General features: G+C 63.1%; 13 protein-coding genes. 6 read left to right on the top strand and 7 right to left on the bottom strand.

Annotated features, from left to right (window positions below):
* Positions 1-44: 44 nt before the first annotated feature.
* Positions 45-617 (top strand): class I SAM-dependent methyltransferase, encoded by a 573-nt coding sequence (locus L4X63_RS14290; RefSeq protein WP_250679319.1) that lies wholly within the window; start codon positions 45-47, stop codon positions 615-617.
* A gap of 79 nt (positions 618-696) precedes the next feature.
* On the opposite strand, the gene ubiE is transcribed toward L4X63_RS14290, so the two are convergent.
* Positions 697-1,413: a bifunctional demethylmenaquinone methyltransferase/2-methoxy-6-polyprenyl-1,4-benzoquinol methylase UbiE gene (ubiE, locus tag L4X63_RS14285; RefSeq protein WP_250679318.1), complete on the bottom strand. Its 717-nt coding sequence runs from the start codon at positions 1,411-1,413 to the stop codon at positions 697-699.
* A 184-nt stretch (positions 1,414-1,597) separates the two neighbouring features.
* On the opposite strand from ubiE, the gene cdaA reads away from it, so the two are divergent.
* From cdaA to L4X63_RS14270, 3 genes are all read left to right on the top strand, one after another.
* Positions 1,598-2,770, top strand: coding sequence for a diadenylate cyclase CdaA (gene cdaA / locus L4X63_RS14280; protein WP_250679317.1), 1,173 nt, complete (start codon positions 1,598-1,600; stop codon positions 2,768-2,770).
* Positions 2,771-2,894: 124 nt separating this feature from the next.
* Positions 2,895-3,920, top strand: coding sequence for a C40 family peptidase (locus L4X63_RS14275; RefSeq protein WP_250679316.1), 1,026 nt, complete (start codon positions 2,895-2,897; stop codon positions 3,918-3,920).
* Between the two features lie 69 nt (positions 3,921-3,989).
* Positions 3,990-5,651 carry a B12-binding domain-containing radical SAM protein gene (locus L4X63_RS14270; protein ID WP_250679315.1) on the top strand — a complete coding sequence of 554 codons (1,662 nt, stop codon included), beginning with the start codon at positions 3,990-3,992 and terminating at the stop codon, positions 5,649-5,651.
* 84 nt (positions 5,652-5,735) lie between these two features.
* On the opposite strand, the gene L4X63_RS14265 is transcribed toward L4X63_RS14270, so the two are convergent.
* The 6 genes from L4X63_RS14265 to L4X63_RS14240 all read right to left on the bottom strand — a co-directional run bounded on the left by L4X63_RS14265 (position 5,736) and on the right by L4X63_RS14240 (position 15,109).
* Entirely contained in the window at positions 5,736-6,143 is a 408-nt protein-coding gene (locus tag L4X63_RS14265; RefSeq protein ID WP_250679314.1) for a hypothetical protein, read from the bottom strand.
* Between the two features lie 125 nt (positions 6,144-6,268).
* Positions 6,269-9,469: a DUF3971 domain-containing protein gene (locus tag L4X63_RS14260; RefSeq protein WP_250679313.1), complete on the bottom strand. Its 3,201-nt coding sequence runs from the start codon at positions 9,467-9,469 to the stop codon at positions 6,269-6,271.
* A gap of 127 nt (positions 9,470-9,596) precedes the next feature.
* Positions 9,597-11,858, bottom strand: coding sequence for a sensor histidine kinase (locus L4X63_RS14255; RefSeq protein ID WP_250679312.1), 2,262 nt, complete (start codon positions 11,856-11,858; stop codon positions 9,597-9,599).
* A 124-nt stretch (positions 11,859-11,982) separates the two neighbouring features.
* Positions 11,983-12,900 (bottom strand): UDP-3-O-acyl-N-acetylglucosamine deacetylase, encoded by a 918-nt coding sequence (gene lpxC / locus L4X63_RS14250; protein ID WP_250679311.1) that lies wholly within the window; start codon positions 12,898-12,900, stop codon positions 11,983-11,985.
* Between the two features lie 208 nt (positions 12,901-13,108).
* Complete coding sequence (locus L4X63_RS14245) at positions 13,109-14,791, bottom strand: ABC1 kinase family protein (protein WP_250679310.1); 1,683 nt, start codon at positions 14,789-14,791, stop codon at positions 13,109-13,111.
* Positions 14,792-15,109: a phasin family protein gene (locus L4X63_RS14240; protein WP_250679309.1), complete on the bottom strand. Its 318-nt coding sequence runs from the start codon at positions 15,107-15,109 to the stop codon at positions 14,792-14,794. It abuts the gene before it with no gap.
* Positions 15,110-15,261: 152 nt separating this feature from the next.
* Between L4X63_RS14240 and L4X63_RS14235 the strand changes: the two genes are divergently transcribed.
* Together L4X63_RS14235 and msrA are read left to right on the top strand one after the other, a co-directional pair.
* Positions 15,262-17,049 (top strand): GspE/PulE family protein, encoded by a 1,788-nt coding sequence (locus tag L4X63_RS14235; protein ID WP_250679308.1) that lies wholly within the window; start codon positions 15,262-15,264, stop codon positions 17,047-17,049.
* A 188-nt stretch (positions 17,050-17,237) separates the two neighbouring features.
* On the top strand, positions 17,238-17,789 hold the full coding sequence (gene msrA, locus L4X63_RS14230; RefSeq protein WP_250679307.1) for a peptide-methionine (S)-S-oxide reductase MsrA: 552 nt from the start codon (positions 17,238-17,240) through the stop codon (positions 17,787-17,789).
* Positions 17,790-17,884 lie beyond the last annotated feature (95 nt).

Below are 17,884 nucleotides of genomic sequence, written 5' to 3'. Positions count from 1 at the left end.
AAAACGTCGCGGCGCTGCGGCCGCGGAAAAGGGGGAGGGAGAGTTTGGAGAACGACCGCGAGAAATGGAACCGGCGCTACCTGGAGGAGGGGTACTATTTTTCGCTCACCCCATCCCCATTCCTGGCGGAGAGCCTCGACGGGGTGCTCCCGCTTTTGCCGGGGAGGCGGGCGCTCGATCTCGCCTGCGGGGAGGGGCGAAACGCCATCTACCTCGCCAGGCGGGGCTTTCAGGTGGTGGCGGTGGATATAGCGGAAAAGGGGCTCGAGAAGGGGGAGGCGAGGGCGGAGGAGGCCGGGGTCAAGGTCGATTTCCGGCGGGCGGACCTGGAAGAGTACCGGCTGGCGGGTTCCTTCGACCTCATCGTCGATTTCAACTTCCTGCTGCGCCCGTTGATACCGGACATGGTGGAGGCGCTCAACCCGGGGGGCGTCATCGTCATGGAGACCATCCTGGACACCCCCTCGCTCCAGGGGATGCACAACCGGAGCTTTCTGCTCCTGCCGGGGGAGCTAAAGGCGCTCTTTGCGCAGCAGGGTGGGGAGATCCTGGCTATAGAAGAAGAGCCTCTCCAGGAGACGCCGGTGGCACGGGTCATCTTCCGGAAGAGGCTCTAAAGGGTGACCCCATCCTCACCCTGTCCCTCCCCTTGAAGGGGAGGGGATGCTGGGACCTGCCGTCAGGGTGGGTGTCGGGTCAGGAGGCTTTCTTTACTCCCAGGTAGACGGTGGCGATGCCGCCGGTCAGGTCGAAGTGCTGGACGTTTTGGAATCCCACCTGGCTCATCATCCCCTTGAACTCGTCCCGGGAAGGGAACTCCAGCACGGAGTCGGGGAGGTACTGGTAGGCGCTCATCCGCGAGAACATCCCCCCGATCTTCGGGAGGACCTTCAGGAAGTAGAAGTGGTAGAGCTGCTTGAAGACCGGCAGGGTCGGGGTGGAGAACTCCAGGATCACCACCCTTCCTCCCCCTTTGAGCACCCGGTGCATCTCGGCGAGCCCGGCGGGCCGGTCCACCACGTTCCTGATGCCGAACGAGATGGTGGCGGCATCGAAGGTCTGGTCCGGGAAGGGGATATCCTCGCAGGGGGCGACCTGGAGCGAGATCCTTCCGGCGAAGCGCGAACCTGCCACCTTCACCTTCCCGAGGTCGACCATCTCCTTGCAGAAGTCGATGCCGACGATCTCGAGCGAGGGGGCGGTCTGGGATGCTATCTCGAGGGCCACGTCGCCGGTGCCGGTGGCGACGTCGAGTACCTTGCCGGAGCCGGAGACCCCGATCTTGCCGACCGCGAAGCGGCGCCAGCGGCGGTCGATCCCCAGCGACAGGAGCCTGTTCAGGAAATCGTAGCGGGGGGCAATGCTCCCGAACATGGCGCGTATACGTTCACCTTTTTCCGACAATGCGTACATATTTTCCTACCTTTTTAATCCTCGAAATGCTATAAATCCTAGGTTTTTCGCTCTGCTATCAAGCAGTCGAAGGGCTATTTATTAGCATAAAGCGCTACGGCTTGCCAGTAAAAAGGGGCGAGGCAGTGTGCTGTGTCCCGCTTCGTCCCCTCCGTGAGTGCCCCCATCCTGTAAGGAGAGTATCGTGTTCCCGTACTTCCGGCCCCAAGACATTGCCGACATCCTCATCATGACCTTCCTGGTGTACCAGCTCTACAGCTGGTTCAAGAACACCAGGGCGCTCCAGGTCCTGTTGGGGCTGTTCTTCCTGGGGGGGATCTTCGTGGTGACCAAGAGCCTCGGTCTCTACATGACCAGCTGGATCCTGCAGGAGGTCGGCACCGTGCTGCTGGTCCTCTTGGTGGTCGTCTTCCAGTCGGAGATCAGGCAGGCCCTCTACCGGCTGAGCCTTCTGCGCAAGGTCTTCGACCGGCAGCAGCAGGTGGTGCGGGTGGACCTGCTCGACTTCTCGTCGGCCATCTTCGACCTCGCCTCCCGGCGGGTCGGCGCCCTGGTCGTCTTCCAGCGCGAGGAGATCCTCGACGACTTCGTCCTGCACGGGGTGCCGCTCGACTCGCTGGTCTCCGGGGAGCTGCTCCGGAGCATCTTCGTCACCACCTCGCCGCTGCACGACGGGGCGGTGCTCATCAAGGCCGGACGTCTCGCCCTTGCCTCCTGCCACCTCCCGCTCTCGGTCAGCGCCGACGTTCCCCAACAGCTCGGGACCCGTCACCGCGCGGGGCTCGGGCTGTCGGAGCGTTCCGACGCCGCGGTGGTCATCGTGTCGGAGGAGCGCGGTGAGGTTTCGCTCGCCCAGGGAGGGGCCCTGGAGATCATCCGCTCCCAGGCCGAGCTCCACGACAAGCTCACCTCCCTCCTGGTGCCGCTCTCCGCCCAGGCGCAGGGGGGCGGGCTGCGCCGCCTGCTCTTCTCGAACCTCTGGCCCAAGACCGCGGTCTTCGTGCTGGTGCTCGCCAGCTGGCTCCTGATCACCTTCCGGCATGGCGAGATCGTCACCGTCTCCGCCCCGCTCCGCTTCCACAACCTCCCGGACAGCCTCATGCTGAAGAGCCGCGAGCTTCCCGAGGAGGTCTCCATCCAGCTGAAGACCTTCTCCACCCTGATCGCCTCTCCCCGCGACCTCGACGTGGTGGTCGATCTCGACCTTTCCAAGTTGAAGGAGGGGGTGAATTCGGTCCCCATCCGCAAGGAAGATGTCAGGCTTCCGACCGGGGTGGCGGTCACCTCCATGGAACGCTCCACGGTACGCATAACAGCAGAACGTAAAACGAAGAAGGACCTGGTGAAGGGGCGATAACCTCCGCAAATCATTGTTGCTCGGCGCCCCGGAATATCTCTCTGTATCATTAAACTTGACAGCGGAGGTTTTTTGTTATAATTATCGACGCGCAGCACTTTTTTTCTAGAACGAAGGAGGGTTCATGACATATCGACTTAAGCTCCTAGCCATATGCCTGCTTATCCTTTCCTTCCCTTCGCTGGCCCTCGCCGCCAAGACTCACCGCGTTAAAAAGAACGAAACCGTACATAGCCTCGCCAAGAAGTACCACGTAACCGTCGAAGAACTCAAAGCCGCCAACAACCTGGTCGGCAACAAGCTCAAGCCCCGTTCCGTTTTGGTCATCCCTCCCAGGACCGTCGCCTCGGCGTCTTCCTCCGCGGGATCCTCCAGCTACAAGGTAAAACGGACCGAGACGCTTGCCCGCATCGCCAAGAAGACCGGCGTTTCCGTGGCAGAGCTCAAGCGGTTGAATGGTATCACCGGCAAGAAGGTTAGAGCGGGGAGGGTGCTGGCGCTCAGGGAAGCGGCTCCGGTCGAGGAGTCCCGTCCGAAGGTTGCCAAGAAGCTTTTGCTTCGCCATAGCGACCTTTTCAGCGAGAAGGATTACGAGCAGAGCCTCCAGGAGCTGGCCGAAGACCTGGGGACCGACAGCCCGGTCGACCTGAAGAAGAGCGCCGAGCTCAAGGTCGACGGCGTGAGCGAGCTCAAGAAATCGGCCTACGGCTTCCTGGGTACCCGCTACCGTTTCGGCGGCACCTCCCGGGTGAGCGGGATCGACTGCTCCGGGTTCGTGCAGAAGGTCTTCCGCGAGCTGGAAGTCTCCCTCCCGCGCACCGCGCGCGAGCAGTTCGAGGTGGGGAGCGCGGTAGCCCCGGGCGACCTGCAGAAAGGGGACCTGATCTTCTTCAGCACCTACGCCTCCTATGCCTCCCACGTCGGCATCTACCTCGGCAACAACAAGATGATCCACGCCTCCTCCCGCGACCGCCGCGTGGTGATTTCCCCGATGAACACCCCCTACTACCGCTCCCGTTACCTTGGGGCCAAGCGGATCACCAAGGTTAATCCCGACATCTTCAAGCTCGACGACCTGATGCTGGGTGTTGAGGAGGAAAGCGCCGACGAGGCCCAGCAAAACGACACCCTCGGCCTGGCGAGCCAGTAGCTCCGGGACCCCTTTCCAGCGAACTTTCACGAATCCGGCCCCTTGGGCCGGATTTTTTTATGGGTGCAGATGAACATCCTCCTTGCCTACCAGTCACATCCCGAGGGGGCCGACGACCCCTTCACCTCCCTGCTCCCGGCCGGGCTTTTGACCCTGGACGCCGCCGCCAGGAAGGCCGGGCACCGCTCCACCCTGGCCAACCTCTCCGGCGTCCCCAGGCGTGAGGTGAAGAGCCTCCTCCAGCGCCTGCGCCCTGAGCTCGTGGGGCTCTCCCAGTTCACCCACAATCGCGTGGAGACCCTGGCCATCGCGAGGATCGCCAAGGAGCTGAACCCGGCCACCGTGGTGGTCTTGGGAGGCCCGCACGCGACCCATGCCTGGCCTGACCTCCTGGCCCGTCATCCCGAGATCGACGCGGTAGCCATCGGCGAGGGAGAGGAGACCCTGGTGGAGCTCCTCGGCCGTCTTTCCGCCGGCGGCACGCTCGCCGAGGTGGCGGGACTCGCCTGCCGGGTGGACGGCACCCCGGCCGCCACTCCCCACCGCGCCCCGGTGGCCGAACTGGACCTCCTTCCCCTGGCGGGGGAGAGCACCGGGGAGAGCTTCGGAGTCGATTACCGGCGCCAGTTGGAGTTCGTCATCACCTCGCGGGGATGCCCGGCCAGCTGCCTCTTCTGTTCCTCTCCCCTTTTCTGGGGGCGCGGCGTCCGCTTCCGCTCCCCGGCCTCGGTGGTCGCCGAGCTCAAGATGCTGATCGAGCGCTACGGCCTTCTCTATTTCTCGTTCCGGGACGATACCTTCACCTCCGACCGCAAGCGGGTGCTCGAGATCTGCCGGCTGATCCGCGAGGAACGGTTGCCGGTCCTCTGGAACTGCCAGTCGCGGGTCAACGCCGTGGACGAGGAGATGCTGCGGGCCATGAAACTGGCCGGCTGCGAGTGCATCCAGTTCGGGGTCGAGTCCGGGGCACCCGAGATGCTGAAGGCGCTCGGGAAGCGGATCCGTCCCCACGAGGTCGAAACTGCCGCCGAGGCGGTCCGCAAGGTGGGGATCAACCTCTCGGTCTATCTCATTACCGGCATCCCCGGAGAGAACGAGGGGCACCTCAAGGAGAGCCTGCGCCTCATCGAGACCATCAAACCGCACGACGGGCAGGTCTCGCCGCTGGTCTACTATCCGGGGACCCGGCTCTTCGACGGCGCGGTCCGGGAAGGGACGGTACCGGCCGACCTCTTCGAGCGGCCGTCGGGAGAGGGATTCCTGGTCCGCCGCGACCCGTTCGTCGAGAAGAGCCGGACGCGGCTTTTGAAGACACTCGAACGGGTGGGGGCCCGCGGCGCCTACACACTGGAGGACTTCGAACGGCAGCGGAAGCTTCTCGGGTGGTCGCTGGTGACCGAGATGCTCTGCGGGGAGTCGCTGGAAGGGGAGGGGGCCTGGGACGAGGCGGCAGCCGTCTACCGCTCCATCGCCCGCAGAGAGCCGGAGAACCCCTGGGGGCACCTCCTCCTTGGCGGGCTGCTGGCGCGCACGGGGGATCTCGCCAAGGCGTCGGAGTGCTACCGCAAGGTGGCGAAGCTGGTGCCGCGCCATCTCCCGGCCTTCCTCTCGCTCGGGGAGCTGGCCCTGGAGGGAGGGGACCGGCGGGGGGCGGAGAAGCACTTCAAGGAGGCGCTCAAGCTCGATCCCCAGCACACGGTGGCCCTGGAAGGGATGGAGGCGTGCCGGTAGGAGACGAAAGTCGGCTAACACGAAAAAACAAAAGGGGTGGAACCAGTGGTTCCACCCCTTTATGTTTTCAGCTTTGGCGTTGGCTTACTTGTTGACGGCCAGGCCCGGAGCGAAGATGATCTTGTCGAAGGTGCGCTTCAGAGTCTTGCTCTGGAAGTTGATCATCGGCGGGGAGTCGGGGAATTCAACGGTGTCGCCCACTTTCACCGGGGTCTGCATAGCGGCAACCCAGACCTTCTGGCCACCCTCGTCAACGAGGACGTAGGTGTACCCGCCGGAGTCCATGGTCTCGAGGACCTTCCCTTTGTGTCCGGTTCCCGGCTTGACTTCCTGCGGCTTCAGACCAGCGTGCGGGTTAGCGCCCGGAGCTGCAGCCTGCCCTGCGGGAGCAGCTGCTTCAGGAGCCGCAGCTTTCGGGGCCTCTTCGCTTTTTTTGCAGCCGGCAGCGGCTATGGCAACGATTGCCAACATGACTACCAAAGTGTTCTTCACAGTTTCCTCCAGGTTGGATGTTATTAAGCTTGGGCGTTGGTGAAAATAGCACTGTTTGTGCCCATTGACAATAGAAAAATTTTACAGGGATATCCCCGATCCCGCCGGGTCTCTCTCTGTCACGGCTACTTACCGATGATGACTTCTCCCGTATCGGTTATGAGCCGGGCGGGCAGCTCAAACACCCGCTTGAATATGTTGATCACCCCTTTTGCCAGTGATTTTACCGGAACCGCCTTGACCTGAGGATCCTCGATCTTCCCTTTTGCCTCGAAGTAGGTGGTTATGAGGGAATGATCCTTCCCGGTGAGTATCCACCCGACGATCGGGATCCTGCTTACCACCTTGTCCACCGTCTGCAGCGGCTGGACGCCGATGTTCATGTCGATCTCATCCCTTCCCAGGTCGAGTCTCCCCACCGCCGAAAGGTTGATCGCGTTGCTGTCCATGAAGAGGTTCTGGGTGGTGGCCACGCCGTCCTTGATGCTGAAGTCGCCGGTGATCTTGTTGTAGGGCATTCCCCCCGAGACCATGTCCGGGAGTTTCCCTCTGAAGAGCTGCGAGACGTTCAGGATGGAGAATATCTTGGAAAGGGTGGCGAACCGCTTCAGGGTTCCCTTCTCGGCCCGGAGCTTAACGCTGCCGGAGACCGTCTTCCTCAGCTCGAGGGAGCTGTCTCCCCGCGCGGTCAATTCCCCTTTGGCCGAGACGGTCCCGGTCAGCTCCTGCTTTTTGACCCCCATCGCGCGCAAAAGCTGGTCGGCGGAGACCTTCTCCATGGAGCAGGTCAGCTGGTAGCGGGTCGGCCCGGGGCCGAGGTCGACCCTCCCCTTGGCGTTGACCGCTCCCTCCATGGTCTCGAAGTCGAGCGGCTGCAGCTCGAGGACCTTATCCTCGATGGTCGCCACCCCCTTGAGCCTCTGGAACTGGATCTCCTTCCAGCGCCCTTCGGCGGCGGCCAGGTGGATCTTCAGGGCCGGGCGCATGTCGCCGCTCCCCGAGCCGAAGACCGGGGTGAGGTCCTCGACCTCCAGGTGGGAGGAGTTCACCGAAAGCTCCCCCTTGGGATGCTGGAGGTCCTCGATGGCTCCCCGGATGTGGAGCTGGCTCTTCCCGAGGTAGCCGGAGAGCGCGGAGATCTGGAGCCGGTCGCGGTCGCGGTGGTAGGTGAGGGTGCCCTGTACCCGCTCGGCCCGCACCGGGTGCTTCCCGGCCGGGATCCCCACGTCGGCGAGGTCGAGGGATGGGGAGGAGAAGACGGCGGAAACGGCGGGGCTTTTGAAGCCGGTGAGGCTCCCGTGCCCGCTCAGGATGGAGCTTCCCAGCCGCACGGTAAGCTGCGAGGTTCCCACCGTCTCGCCGCTGAATTTAAGGGTCCCGGTGGCGCCGCTCAACGGCTTGACCTTGTCGCCGGGACGAAGCGAAACGCCTGCCACATCGACGCTTCCTCCCCAGTTGAGCTTGGCCAGCGACGGCCCGGTGCCGTGCAGGTTGGCCAGCACCTTCCCGGCCGGGTGGTACTTGGCCAGGGCCGGAAGGAGCGGGGCCACCTCCCCCACCTGGAACTGGTTCGTTTTGAGCTCGAGGCTCATCGGGCCGTCGTAGTGGCTGACGGTGGAGGCGTTGAGGGTGAGGGGCGCCAGGTGGTAGGTGAGCCCCGCGATCCGGAAAAGTTCCTTCTCGAAGGTCACCTGCAGCGCCAGCGTATTGGCGCGCCCCTGCGGTTTCACCACGAGATCGGGGAGCGAATAGGCAGCCTTGCCGAGATCGGCTTCGCAGTTCATGCGGTACGCGGAGGTTCCGCCGTCCGCCGTGATCTTTACGGTCCCCCCGTCGGAAAGGGTGAGCCCCTGGGGATGCCCGAGCACCCAGGCCGCTTCGGGAAGCCGCGGCTGCACGACGGCCGTGAAGGGATAGCGGCAGGGGGTATCGAGCGGGTAGTCGGTGATCCGGCCATCGAGGGTCATGGGGGAGGTGCCGAACTTGGCCTTCATCCCTTTCAGGATGAAGTCTTTACCTTCCATGAAGAGCTCCCCGGAAATGGCGCTCACCACCGGGAAGCCTCCGCCGTAGGCAACCACCCCGTCGTCGACGTGGGCCCTGACGTAGAGGATGTTGTAATTCTGCCCTTTCTCCATGTGGAGGATCTGGCTCACCCTGCCGTCCAGTCTTCCCTCTTCGAGCTTGTAGCGCCCCCCCAGGATCTTCCTCTCGATGAAGTCGGCGGTGTCCTTGACGATGATTCCGTAGGGGATGAACTGGCGGTAGTCGGCCAGGTTGAACCTGCTGGTGGTCGCCTTGGCGGTGATCCGCAGGTCCTTCGAGTTGAGGTCCGAGAGGCGGCAGCTCCCCTGTACCTTGAGCCCGCCGTCGACGTCGAGCTTGATGGCGTCGATGTTGAGGTGCTGGTCCTTGAGCTCGAGGTCGCAGGAGCCCTTGACCAGGCGGGGACTCAGATGGGCATGGAACACCTGGGGATAATCCATCTGCAGTCCGGCGATGGTGAATTCGGGCTTGGAGTGAAAGGCGGTGGGGCGCCCCTTGAAGCTACCCTGCAGTGCCACCGTTCCCCCGAGGCTCTTGAAGGGGAGGAAGCGGCCGTAGTAAGGCCAGAAGTGGGCGGTGTCGATCCCCCCCGTCTTGACCCGCACGTTGATCTGGCAGTTTTTCCAGGATTCGTTCTGGTGCGGAAGCACCACGTCCCCGCCTACGAAGATGGGGACCCGGCGGGAGCCGGTGACGAGCGAGCCGGAGAGCTCGACGTCGCAGGATTTCCCGCGGGTGAGCCGGCTCAGGTAGAGGGCGGTATCGGTAAGGGTGGTGACCAGCGGCTGGGGACCCGCCGCCGCATCGGTGAAGGTGATCCTCCCCTGCTTCACCTCGATGCCGCCGATGCCGGGGGCAGTACCCCCCTCCGGGCGGTTCAGGAGGTCGCTGATGTTGAAGGTCCCGCTGGCGTCGCGGCTGAGCTTTATGTCCGGCTGGTCGAGCCGCATCCGGGAGAGGGCGATCTTGCCGTGCAGAAGCGGGAGGATGGCGAACCGCAGGATCAGCCGGTCGGTCTTGATGAAGTCGGTGACCCCGTCCTTCTCCTTGATGGTCACCCCCCAGAAGGTGAAGGAGGGGCCGTAACGGAGGGAGAAGTCGCCGGATTGATAGCTTAGGTCGCGCTTGAGGGCGCTCTTCACTTGGGAGACGATCTGCGCCTTGTAGGTGTCGAGGTCGAGATAGCGGAGCGAGAGGCTGGCCCCCACCACCACGATGGAGATGATCGCCAGGATGAGGGGCAAAAGCCACGGTCTTTTCGGTCGGGTCGGTTTGTTCATTGTCTGTCGTTATTAGATGTAGGCCGCGTCGAGGTACGATACGCGACGGTATTTTGCGGTCACGGTGATCGCCGCGTTTCACGATGAGGCCGTTCAACGCGGCCTGCGGTAGACGGTAGAAATTCTCTTATGCGGCGTCCGCGGGGAGCTCGATGATGAACCGGCTCCCCTTGGGGAGGTTTTCCTTGGCCCTGATGAAGCCGTGGTGGTCGGTGATGATGGTGTTGACGATGGCGAGCCCAAGGCCGGTCCCGCTCTTCTTGCGGGAGAAGTACGGCTCGAAGAGCCGCGGGCGGTCCTCGGCGGAGATGCCGTGACCGGTGTCGGATACGGTAAAGGTGGCCATCTTCAGGACCGGATCGAAGGCGCTCGAGATCTCGACCTCCCCCTCTCCCTCGATGGCGGCCACCGCGTTGTCCAAAAGGTTGATCAGCACCCGCTTGATCTGGTCGCGGTCGAGCATGATCTTCGGGAGGCCGGGGTCGGCCTTCAAGGTGAAGCGGATGTGGCGGTGCGCCTCGACGTAGAGGGTGAGCGCCTCCCGTAAAAGCTCGTTCAAGTCGTTGGGCCTCGGTACCGCGGCCGGCATGCGGGCGAACTTGGAGAACTCGTCGACCAGCCCCTTGAGCTCGTCCACCGACTTGATGATCATGGCGGTGCACTCGTCGAAGACCTGCTCCTCCCCCTCGAAGCGGGACAGGTAGCGTTTTCTCAGCCGCTGGGCCGAGAGCTGGATCGGGGTGAGCGGGTTCTTGATCTCGTGGGCGATCCTTCTCGCCACCTCGCGCCAGGCCGCCATGCGCTGGGCCTTGATCAGGCTGGTGAGGTCGTCGAGCACCACGACCATACCCATAAAGACGTCGTTCTCGTCCTTCAAAACGGTCAGGTTGGAGAGGAGCGTCACCTCCTGGCCGCGTACGGTGATGGTGATCTGGCGCGTGATCGCATCCTGCTTGGCGAGGACCATGTCGCGCAAAAGACCCTTCACGATGTCCAGGTGCTCGACGCAGAGCACCTCGCGGAAGTTCTTCCCCCCCACCTTGTCGAGGTTGATGGCCAATAGCTTCTCGGCCGACTTGTTGACCGTGGTGAGGAGGCCGTCCTTGTCGACCGAGATGATCCCCGCGTTGACGTTGGCGAGCACGGTCTCCATGTAGCGGCGGCGCTGCTCCAGCTCGAGGTTGGACTTTTGGAGCTCCTCGTTGGTCCGTTGCAGGGCCGCCTGGTTCTCGCGCAGGTCCTGGGTCATCCGGTTGAAGGAGGAGATGAGCATCCCGATCTCGTCGTGTCCGGTCTCCCCGAGGTGCACGTCGAGGTTCCCCTCGGCCACCTGCCGGGTCGCCTCGGCGAGCTGCCGGATCGGGTCGGTGAGGCTTCTCGCGAGGTAGACCCCGAACCATACCGCCAGGAAGACGATCACCATGGTGATCAGGAAGAGGGTGAGGATGTACCCGGTGGCGATCGGGTTCTTCATGATCTTCAGCTGGCGGAACTCGTGGTAGGAGGCGGAGATCTCCCGCATCTTGGCCACCAGCGAGTAGGGGACGTAGTAGTTGACGACGATGACCCCGACCACGTCCTTGTTATTCCAGTTGGAGCGGACCGGGACGATGCCGCGGATCAGGTCCGCCTTGCCCGCCGCGCTGATCCTGGTCAGCTCGTCGCCGGCGAGCCCCACCTTGATGTCGTCGGAGGATGGGTTGGTGAATTCACCCAGCGGCACCTTCGGGTTGGCGGCCCGGATCAGCTCCTCGCGCTGGGAGGAGAAGACCTCCACGACGCCCAGGTTGTATTCCTTCTGCTTTTGCCGGACCAGGTTCTTCAGCTTGGGGAGGTTGTCCTCGTTGAGAAGCTCCCGTTCCTTGACGATCTCGGCGATCTGCTGTCCGTAGTAGAGCGCGTTGGCGGCCGAGCTCTTGTAGTAGGTCTGGGCGACCTCCATCGACTCGTTGAGGGAGCTCTCCACCTGCTTGTTGAACCAGTTCTGGATGGTGTTGGTGATGAAGCCGGCGGAGACGAAGAAGAGCAGCATGGTGGGGACCAGCGAAAGGGTCACGAAGGCGAGCACCAGCTTGGTGCGGAGTTTCGCCCCCGGGGCGTTCTTGCGCCTCTCGAAGGCCAGCTTGGTGATGTTGCGGAAGACGAGATAGATGAGCAGGATGATCAGGAGAATGATGACGTTGATGATCCCGAAGATGACGATGTTGCTCCCCATCGGCACCTCGGAAGAAAGGCGCGACAGGTGGATCTCGAACACGGTCAAAAGGAGGATGCTCAAAATGGAGAGGCAGATGAAGACCGCCTCCCGCTTCCGCTTCCTGATCTCCCCCGGGGGGAGGTCCGGCCCGGACGGGTCCTTTTTGCTCGGATTTTCTGGGGATTTCGGCATCGTGCCACTCTATACGAAAACCGTCCGCTACTCAATAGGGGACGGGCAGATGCAGACGGAAATCAGCAAAAAAGGCAGCCCCTTTGCGGGACTGCCTCGGTGCGGCTCTGGTGACGGACCAGGATCAGGCGGCCTGGTAGGTGAACTCCGGGGCGGCGATGTTGATCGGGAGGACACCCTCGGGGGCAAGCTCCACGATCGCGTAGGCGTCGGTGCGCTTGAGGAGCTCGGTGACCAGCTTGTGGTTGAGGTCGTGGCCGGATTTGACCGACTTCACGTGCCCGAACAGCCGGTAGCCGGCCAGCGCCAGGTCGCCCACCGAGTCGAGGATCTTGTGGCGGACGAACTCGTCCGGGTAGCGGAGCCCTTCCTCGTTGAGGATCCCTTCGTCGCCGATGACGACGGCGTTCTCGAGCGATCCCCCCAGGGCCAGGCCGTGGGACTTCATCATCTCAACCTCGGCGAGGAACCCGAAGGTCCTGGCGGCGGCGAATTCACGGGAGAAGCAGTCGTTGCTGAAGACCATGGAGCGGAACTGGCTGCGCACCGCCGGGTGGGCGAACTCCATGTCGAAGGAGATCTTGTAGTGGCGCGAGGGGATGATGGAGATCCGCTTGTCCCCCTCGATGACGGTCACCGGCTTCTTGACCACCAGGTATTTCCGCGGGGCCTTGCCGCAGGCCTTGGAGCCAGCCTTGACGATGTTCTCCACGAACGGTGCCGCGCTGCCATCCATGATGGGGACTTCCGGCCCGTCGATGTCGATGTGGGCGTTGTCGATCCCGCAGCCGTAGAGGGCCGCCATCAGGTGCTCGATGGTGGAAACGGTGGCCCCGTCGTGCCCGATGGTGGTGGAGAGCCGGGTGGCAACCACGTTGGCCGCCTTGGCCTCGATCGAGACCGCCGGAGAGATGTCCACCCGGTGGAAGACGATCCCGGTGCCGGCCTCGGCCGGACGCAGGGTCAGGGTGATGGTCTTTCCGGTATGAAGGCCGATGCCGCTGAAGGTTACTTTGTTGCCCAACGTGTTCTGGAATATCATGGCGTGCTCCCGGCCGGAATAAATAATCAGTATGCGGACTATTTAGCAAGGAGCGGGCCAAATGTGGTCGCCGTCTGGTCTGGGAAGGAAGTCGTTATTATTAAAGGATTTGCCGGTTGCGGCCCATGGGGGGAGGTGGCCGCAAGGGGGCGGGGAGGTGTGTCGTGTGGTGCAAAAGCAACGGTTGAGTGTTGCATTTGTGCAACAGTCAGAGGCGGCCGGAGCGCAGGATGGCGATCATCCACCAGAAGCCGACGATCCCCGCGCAGAGAAAGCCGAGGAAGGCGAAGGCGGGCATCCCCATCAAAAGCGGCCCGCGGTTGGTCTGCATGACGATCGAGGAGCCGATGATGAGCGCCGCGATGATGAGGCTTAAGGAGAGGCGGTTGGCGGAGCGGTCGAGCTCCCGGCTGAAGCGGTCGAGCCCCCGGTGTTCCAGGTCGATCCTGAACTTGTTCCGGTTGATCTTGTTGAGGATCTCCTTCAACTCGCGCGGGAAGTTGCGAAAGAGCGCCAGATACGCCTGCATGCCCTGTTCCATCTCGTGCATGAGGTTCCACGGCGAGTGCTGCTCCCTGAAGGCCTGCTCGAGGAAGGGGCGCAGGTGGCCGACCATGTCGAACTGCGGATCGAGCTCCCTCCCCATCCCCTCGACCACCACCAGCACCTTGACCAGGAAGGTCAGGTCGGGAGGGATCTGGATCCGGTGGGTGGAGACCAGGTCGATGAATTCGAGGAGCATGCGGCCTACCTCGATATCCTTCAACGGGATCTCGAAGTAGCCGTCGATGAACTCCAAAAGCCCCTTCTTGAGAGCCGGGACGTTGAGGTTCTCGCCGACCTCCACCTGGGAGGTGATGGTTTCCACCAGTTCGTCCACGTCCCGCCTGGTCACCGCCGAGAGGACGTTGGTCAGGTAGCGCTTGATGCCGGGATCGAGCCTTCCCACCATGCCGAAATCGAGGAGGCAGATCACGTTGCCCGGGAGGATGAGGACGTTGCCGGGGTGGGGGTCGCCGTGGAAAAAGCCGTGCTCGAGCACCATCTTCAGGAAGACTACCGCGCCGCGGTGGGCGATCTCGCGGCGGTTGAGGCCGGCGGCATCGATGGCGGCGTGGTCGCTCACCTTGATCCCTTCCACGTACTCGATGGTCAGGACCCCCTTGGCGGTCGCCTCCCAGTAGACGGCCGGGAAGTAGAGGGTCGGGTCGCCTTGGAAGTTATCGCGGATCTTCTCGATGGCATGCCCCTCGCGGGCGAAGTCCATCTCCCGGCGGATGGTGGAGGCGAACTCCCTCACTACCGCCACCGGGTCGTAGATGTCGCTTCTCGCCAGGTGCCGCTCGACCAGGATGGCCACCCCCATCAGGATGTCGATGTCGGTCTCGACCAGCTGGGTGATCCCCGGGCGGCGCACCTTGACCACCACATCCTCGCCGCTCAACAGGCGGGCGCGGTGCACCTGGGCAATGGAGGCGGCGGCGATCGGCTCGGGATCGATATGGGCGAAGCGGGAGCTGATGGGGACCCCCAGCTCCCGCTCGATCTTCTCCCTGATCTGCTCGAAGGGAATAGAGGGGACCGAGTCCTGCAGGCGGGCGAACTCCTGGACGAAGGCGGGGGGAATGATGTCGGCGCGGGTGGAGAGGAGCTGCCCCAGCTTGATGAAGGTGGGGCCGAGCTCCTCCATGGCGAGCCTGAGCCTTTGGGGGGCCGAGAGTTGGGAGATCCTGGACGACCGGCGCAGCACGCGGCGCGAGGCCGCCACGAACTGGGTGAGGTTCAGGTACTCGAGGAGCTGCTCCAGCCCGTAGCCGCCCATCACGGCGATGATCTGGCGGTAGCGCTTGATACTCCTGACGTTGCGGTTTATCTGGATGAATCTCAGCATCTAGGCCCCGGTCTCTTCCTCTTCCAAGGCCTGCAAGGCCTCCAGTGCGCGGACCCGGCGCTCCAGCCGGTCGAACTCCTCGCGGGAGACCACCCCCATGCGGTCCATGGCCTTTTTGACCTCGGCCTCGGCCATCTCCTGGGTCTTCTCGCGCCCCGTCTTGGCCAGCTCCTGGAGCCTTTCCAGGAACGCCTTCCCCTCCTCCTCGCTTACCTTGTAGCGGGATTTCATCTCCTTCACCAGTTCCTCTCCTTTCTTCTGGGTGAGCGCCGCGGCGCCCAGCGCGGTAAGGGCCGCCTTCTCCAAAAGCTCGAACATGGTCTACCTCCTTTGGGATCGTCAGCAACACCAAGCGGCATGACGTGTTAATGATACCGGCCACACTCGCGTTGTCAACGGCACAGCCCCTTGACTTTACTCGGGTTCTACCGGATACTGCCATATCGGCACCGGCCAAAAAGGACGCCTCTATGCACAAAAAGAAGACGGTGACTCTCAAGAACCTCGGTCAGATGCTTTTGCAGCGCGGACTGATCGACCAGGAGCAGTTCAACCTCATCCTGACCAAGGGGGAGGCGCAGGCCCAGCGCCTGACGGGGGCCCAGCAGGCGGGTTACTCCCGGCGGCTGCAGCAGGTCCCCGAGAAGCCTTCCCCGGCCGAGGTGATCGCCTCCTTCACTCTCGAGGTGGCGGGATCCGGAGGGAGGATCCTCACCGAGGACACCATCACCGAGATGCTCGCTTCGGCGGTCGGGCTCCCCTACCTGAAGATCAACCCGATGAAGCTCGACCTGGAGCTGGTCACCGCCCACATCTCCCGCCCCTTCGCCCTCAAGAACCTGATCGTCCCGGTCGCTCTCGGCGACGGGGTGCTGACCATCGCGGTCGCCGACCCCTTCAATGACGAGGTCATCGAGGAGCTCAAGGACCTCACCCGGATGGATTTCCGCCGGGTGCTCTCCTCCCGCAACGACATCCTGAAGATCCTCCGGGAGTTCTTCGGCTTCCGCGCCTCGGTGAAGGCGGCCGAGATCGAGGTGGGGCCGTCGGTGGATCTCGGCAACCTCGAGCAGTTCGTGCGGCTCAAGATGGGGCACGAGATCGAGAGCACCGACCGCAACATCGTGTCGGCGGTGGAGTTTCTCCTCCAGTACGCCTTCGACCAGCGGGCGAGCGATATCCACATCGAGCCCAAGCGCGAGAAGTCGCTCGTCCGGCTTCGGGTGGACGGGGTGCTCCACAACATCCATGCCGTCCCGAAACAGCTTCACCCCCCGATGGTCTCGCGCATCAAGATGCTCTCCCGCATGGACCTGGCCGAGAAACGGCGCCCCCAGGACGGCCGCATCAAGACCGCCCACGGTGACAAGGAGATCGAGCTCCGCGTCTCCACCCTGCCGGTGGCCTTCGGCGAGAAGGTGGTCATCAGGATCTTCGACCCCGACATCCTGATGCAGGACCTCGACCACGTGGGGTTCTACCCCCGCGAGTACCAGCTGTACAACTCCTACATCCGCCGCCCCAACGGCATCATCCTGGTCACCGGCCCGACCGGCAGCGGCAAGACCACCACCCTCTACTCGACGCTGCGGACCCTTTCCAGCCCCGAGGTCAACATCGTAACGGTGGAGGATCCGATCGAGATGGTGATGGAGGAATTCAACCAGGTGGGGGTGCAGACCGCGATCGGGGTGACCTTCGACAAGGTGCTGAGAAACATCCTCCGGCAGGACCCCGACATCATTATGATCGGCGAGATCCGCGACCGCGAGACGGCCGAGAACGCGGTGCAGGCGGCGCTGACCGGCCACCTGGTGCTTTCCACCTTGCACACGAACGATGCTCCTTCCTCCATCACGCGGCTGCTGGACCTGGGGATCCCGGCCTTCCTGATCTCCTCCACCATCATCGGCGTGATAGCCCAAAGGCTCCTCAGGAAGATCTGTCCGGCCTGCAAGAAGGATCGCGCCATCTCCCCGGAGGAGCGGGAGTACCTGGGGCTGAAAGGGAGCCACAAGATCTCCTACGGAGAGGGGTGCCCCGAATGCCGGGGGACCGGCTACAAGGGAAGGACTGGCATCTTCGAGATCATGGACGTGAACGAGATTACCAAGAGCGTCATCGCCGACCATATGGACCTCGCCCCGCTCCAGGAGGCCGCCCGCCGCGACGGCATGGTCCCGCTGCGCGAGCTGGCCATCAGGAAGATGCTGGAAGGGATCACCACCTACGAAGAGGTCCTCGCGGTAACGGGCTAACTCCGGTTCTCCTCGCCTGCTCAAAAAGACCCCGGTGGATTTCCTGCCGGGGTCTTTACTTTGAAACGGCTTCCTTTTGGCGCGCCTTTACAGCCGGGAGTTCCCCATCTACTATTTATGACATCTTTGTCTGGCTCCCTTTGAGAGATGGAGAATCGATTTACTGCTTACGGTGCCGGGAGGCGTGTATGAATGCAGATGCAGAGGCCAAAGGGTTGGAGACCGCCATCTTTGCCGGGGGATGTTTCTGGTGCATGGAGCCGGTCTACGATAAGATCGGCGGGGTCGTCTCGGTCATGCCCGGCTACATCGGCGGGGAGGTTGCCAATCCGAGCTACCAGGAGGTCTGCCAGGGGGAAACCGGCCACGCCGAAGCGGTAAGGATCCGCTTCGATCCCGCCAAGGTCAGCTACCGCGAGCTGGTGCGGGTCTTCTGGCGCAATATCGATCCCACCACCCGTAACCGCCAGTTCTGCGACTACGGGACCCAGTACCGGACCGCGATCTTCTACCTCGACGAGAACCAGAAGCGGATAGCGGAGGACACCCTGCGCGAAGTGCTGGAGGTCTACACCTTCGAACGGCCGATTGCCACCGAGATCGTTCCGGCGGGGGAGTTCTACGAGGCTGAGGAATACCATCAGCAGTACTACAAGAAGGAACCGTACCGCTACAAGCAGTACCACGACAACTGCGGACGCATCTACCGGCTGAAGGAGCTTTGGGGGGAGAAGCACTAAGTTCTCCCCCGGCTCGTCTGATACTGCAAGCTACCCCTCACCCGGCCTTCGGCCACCCTCTCCCCTCGCTTTCAACCTGCCTTGCCAATTCCGGC

Source organism: Geomonas sp. Red32 (assembly GCF_023652955.1).
Classification (GTDB): domain Bacteria; phylum Desulfobacterota; class Desulfuromonadia; order Geobacterales; family Geobacteraceae; genus Geomonas.
Note: the sequence above shows the minus strand (reverse complement) of the source record. Positions and strands in the feature narration are given on the sequence as shown.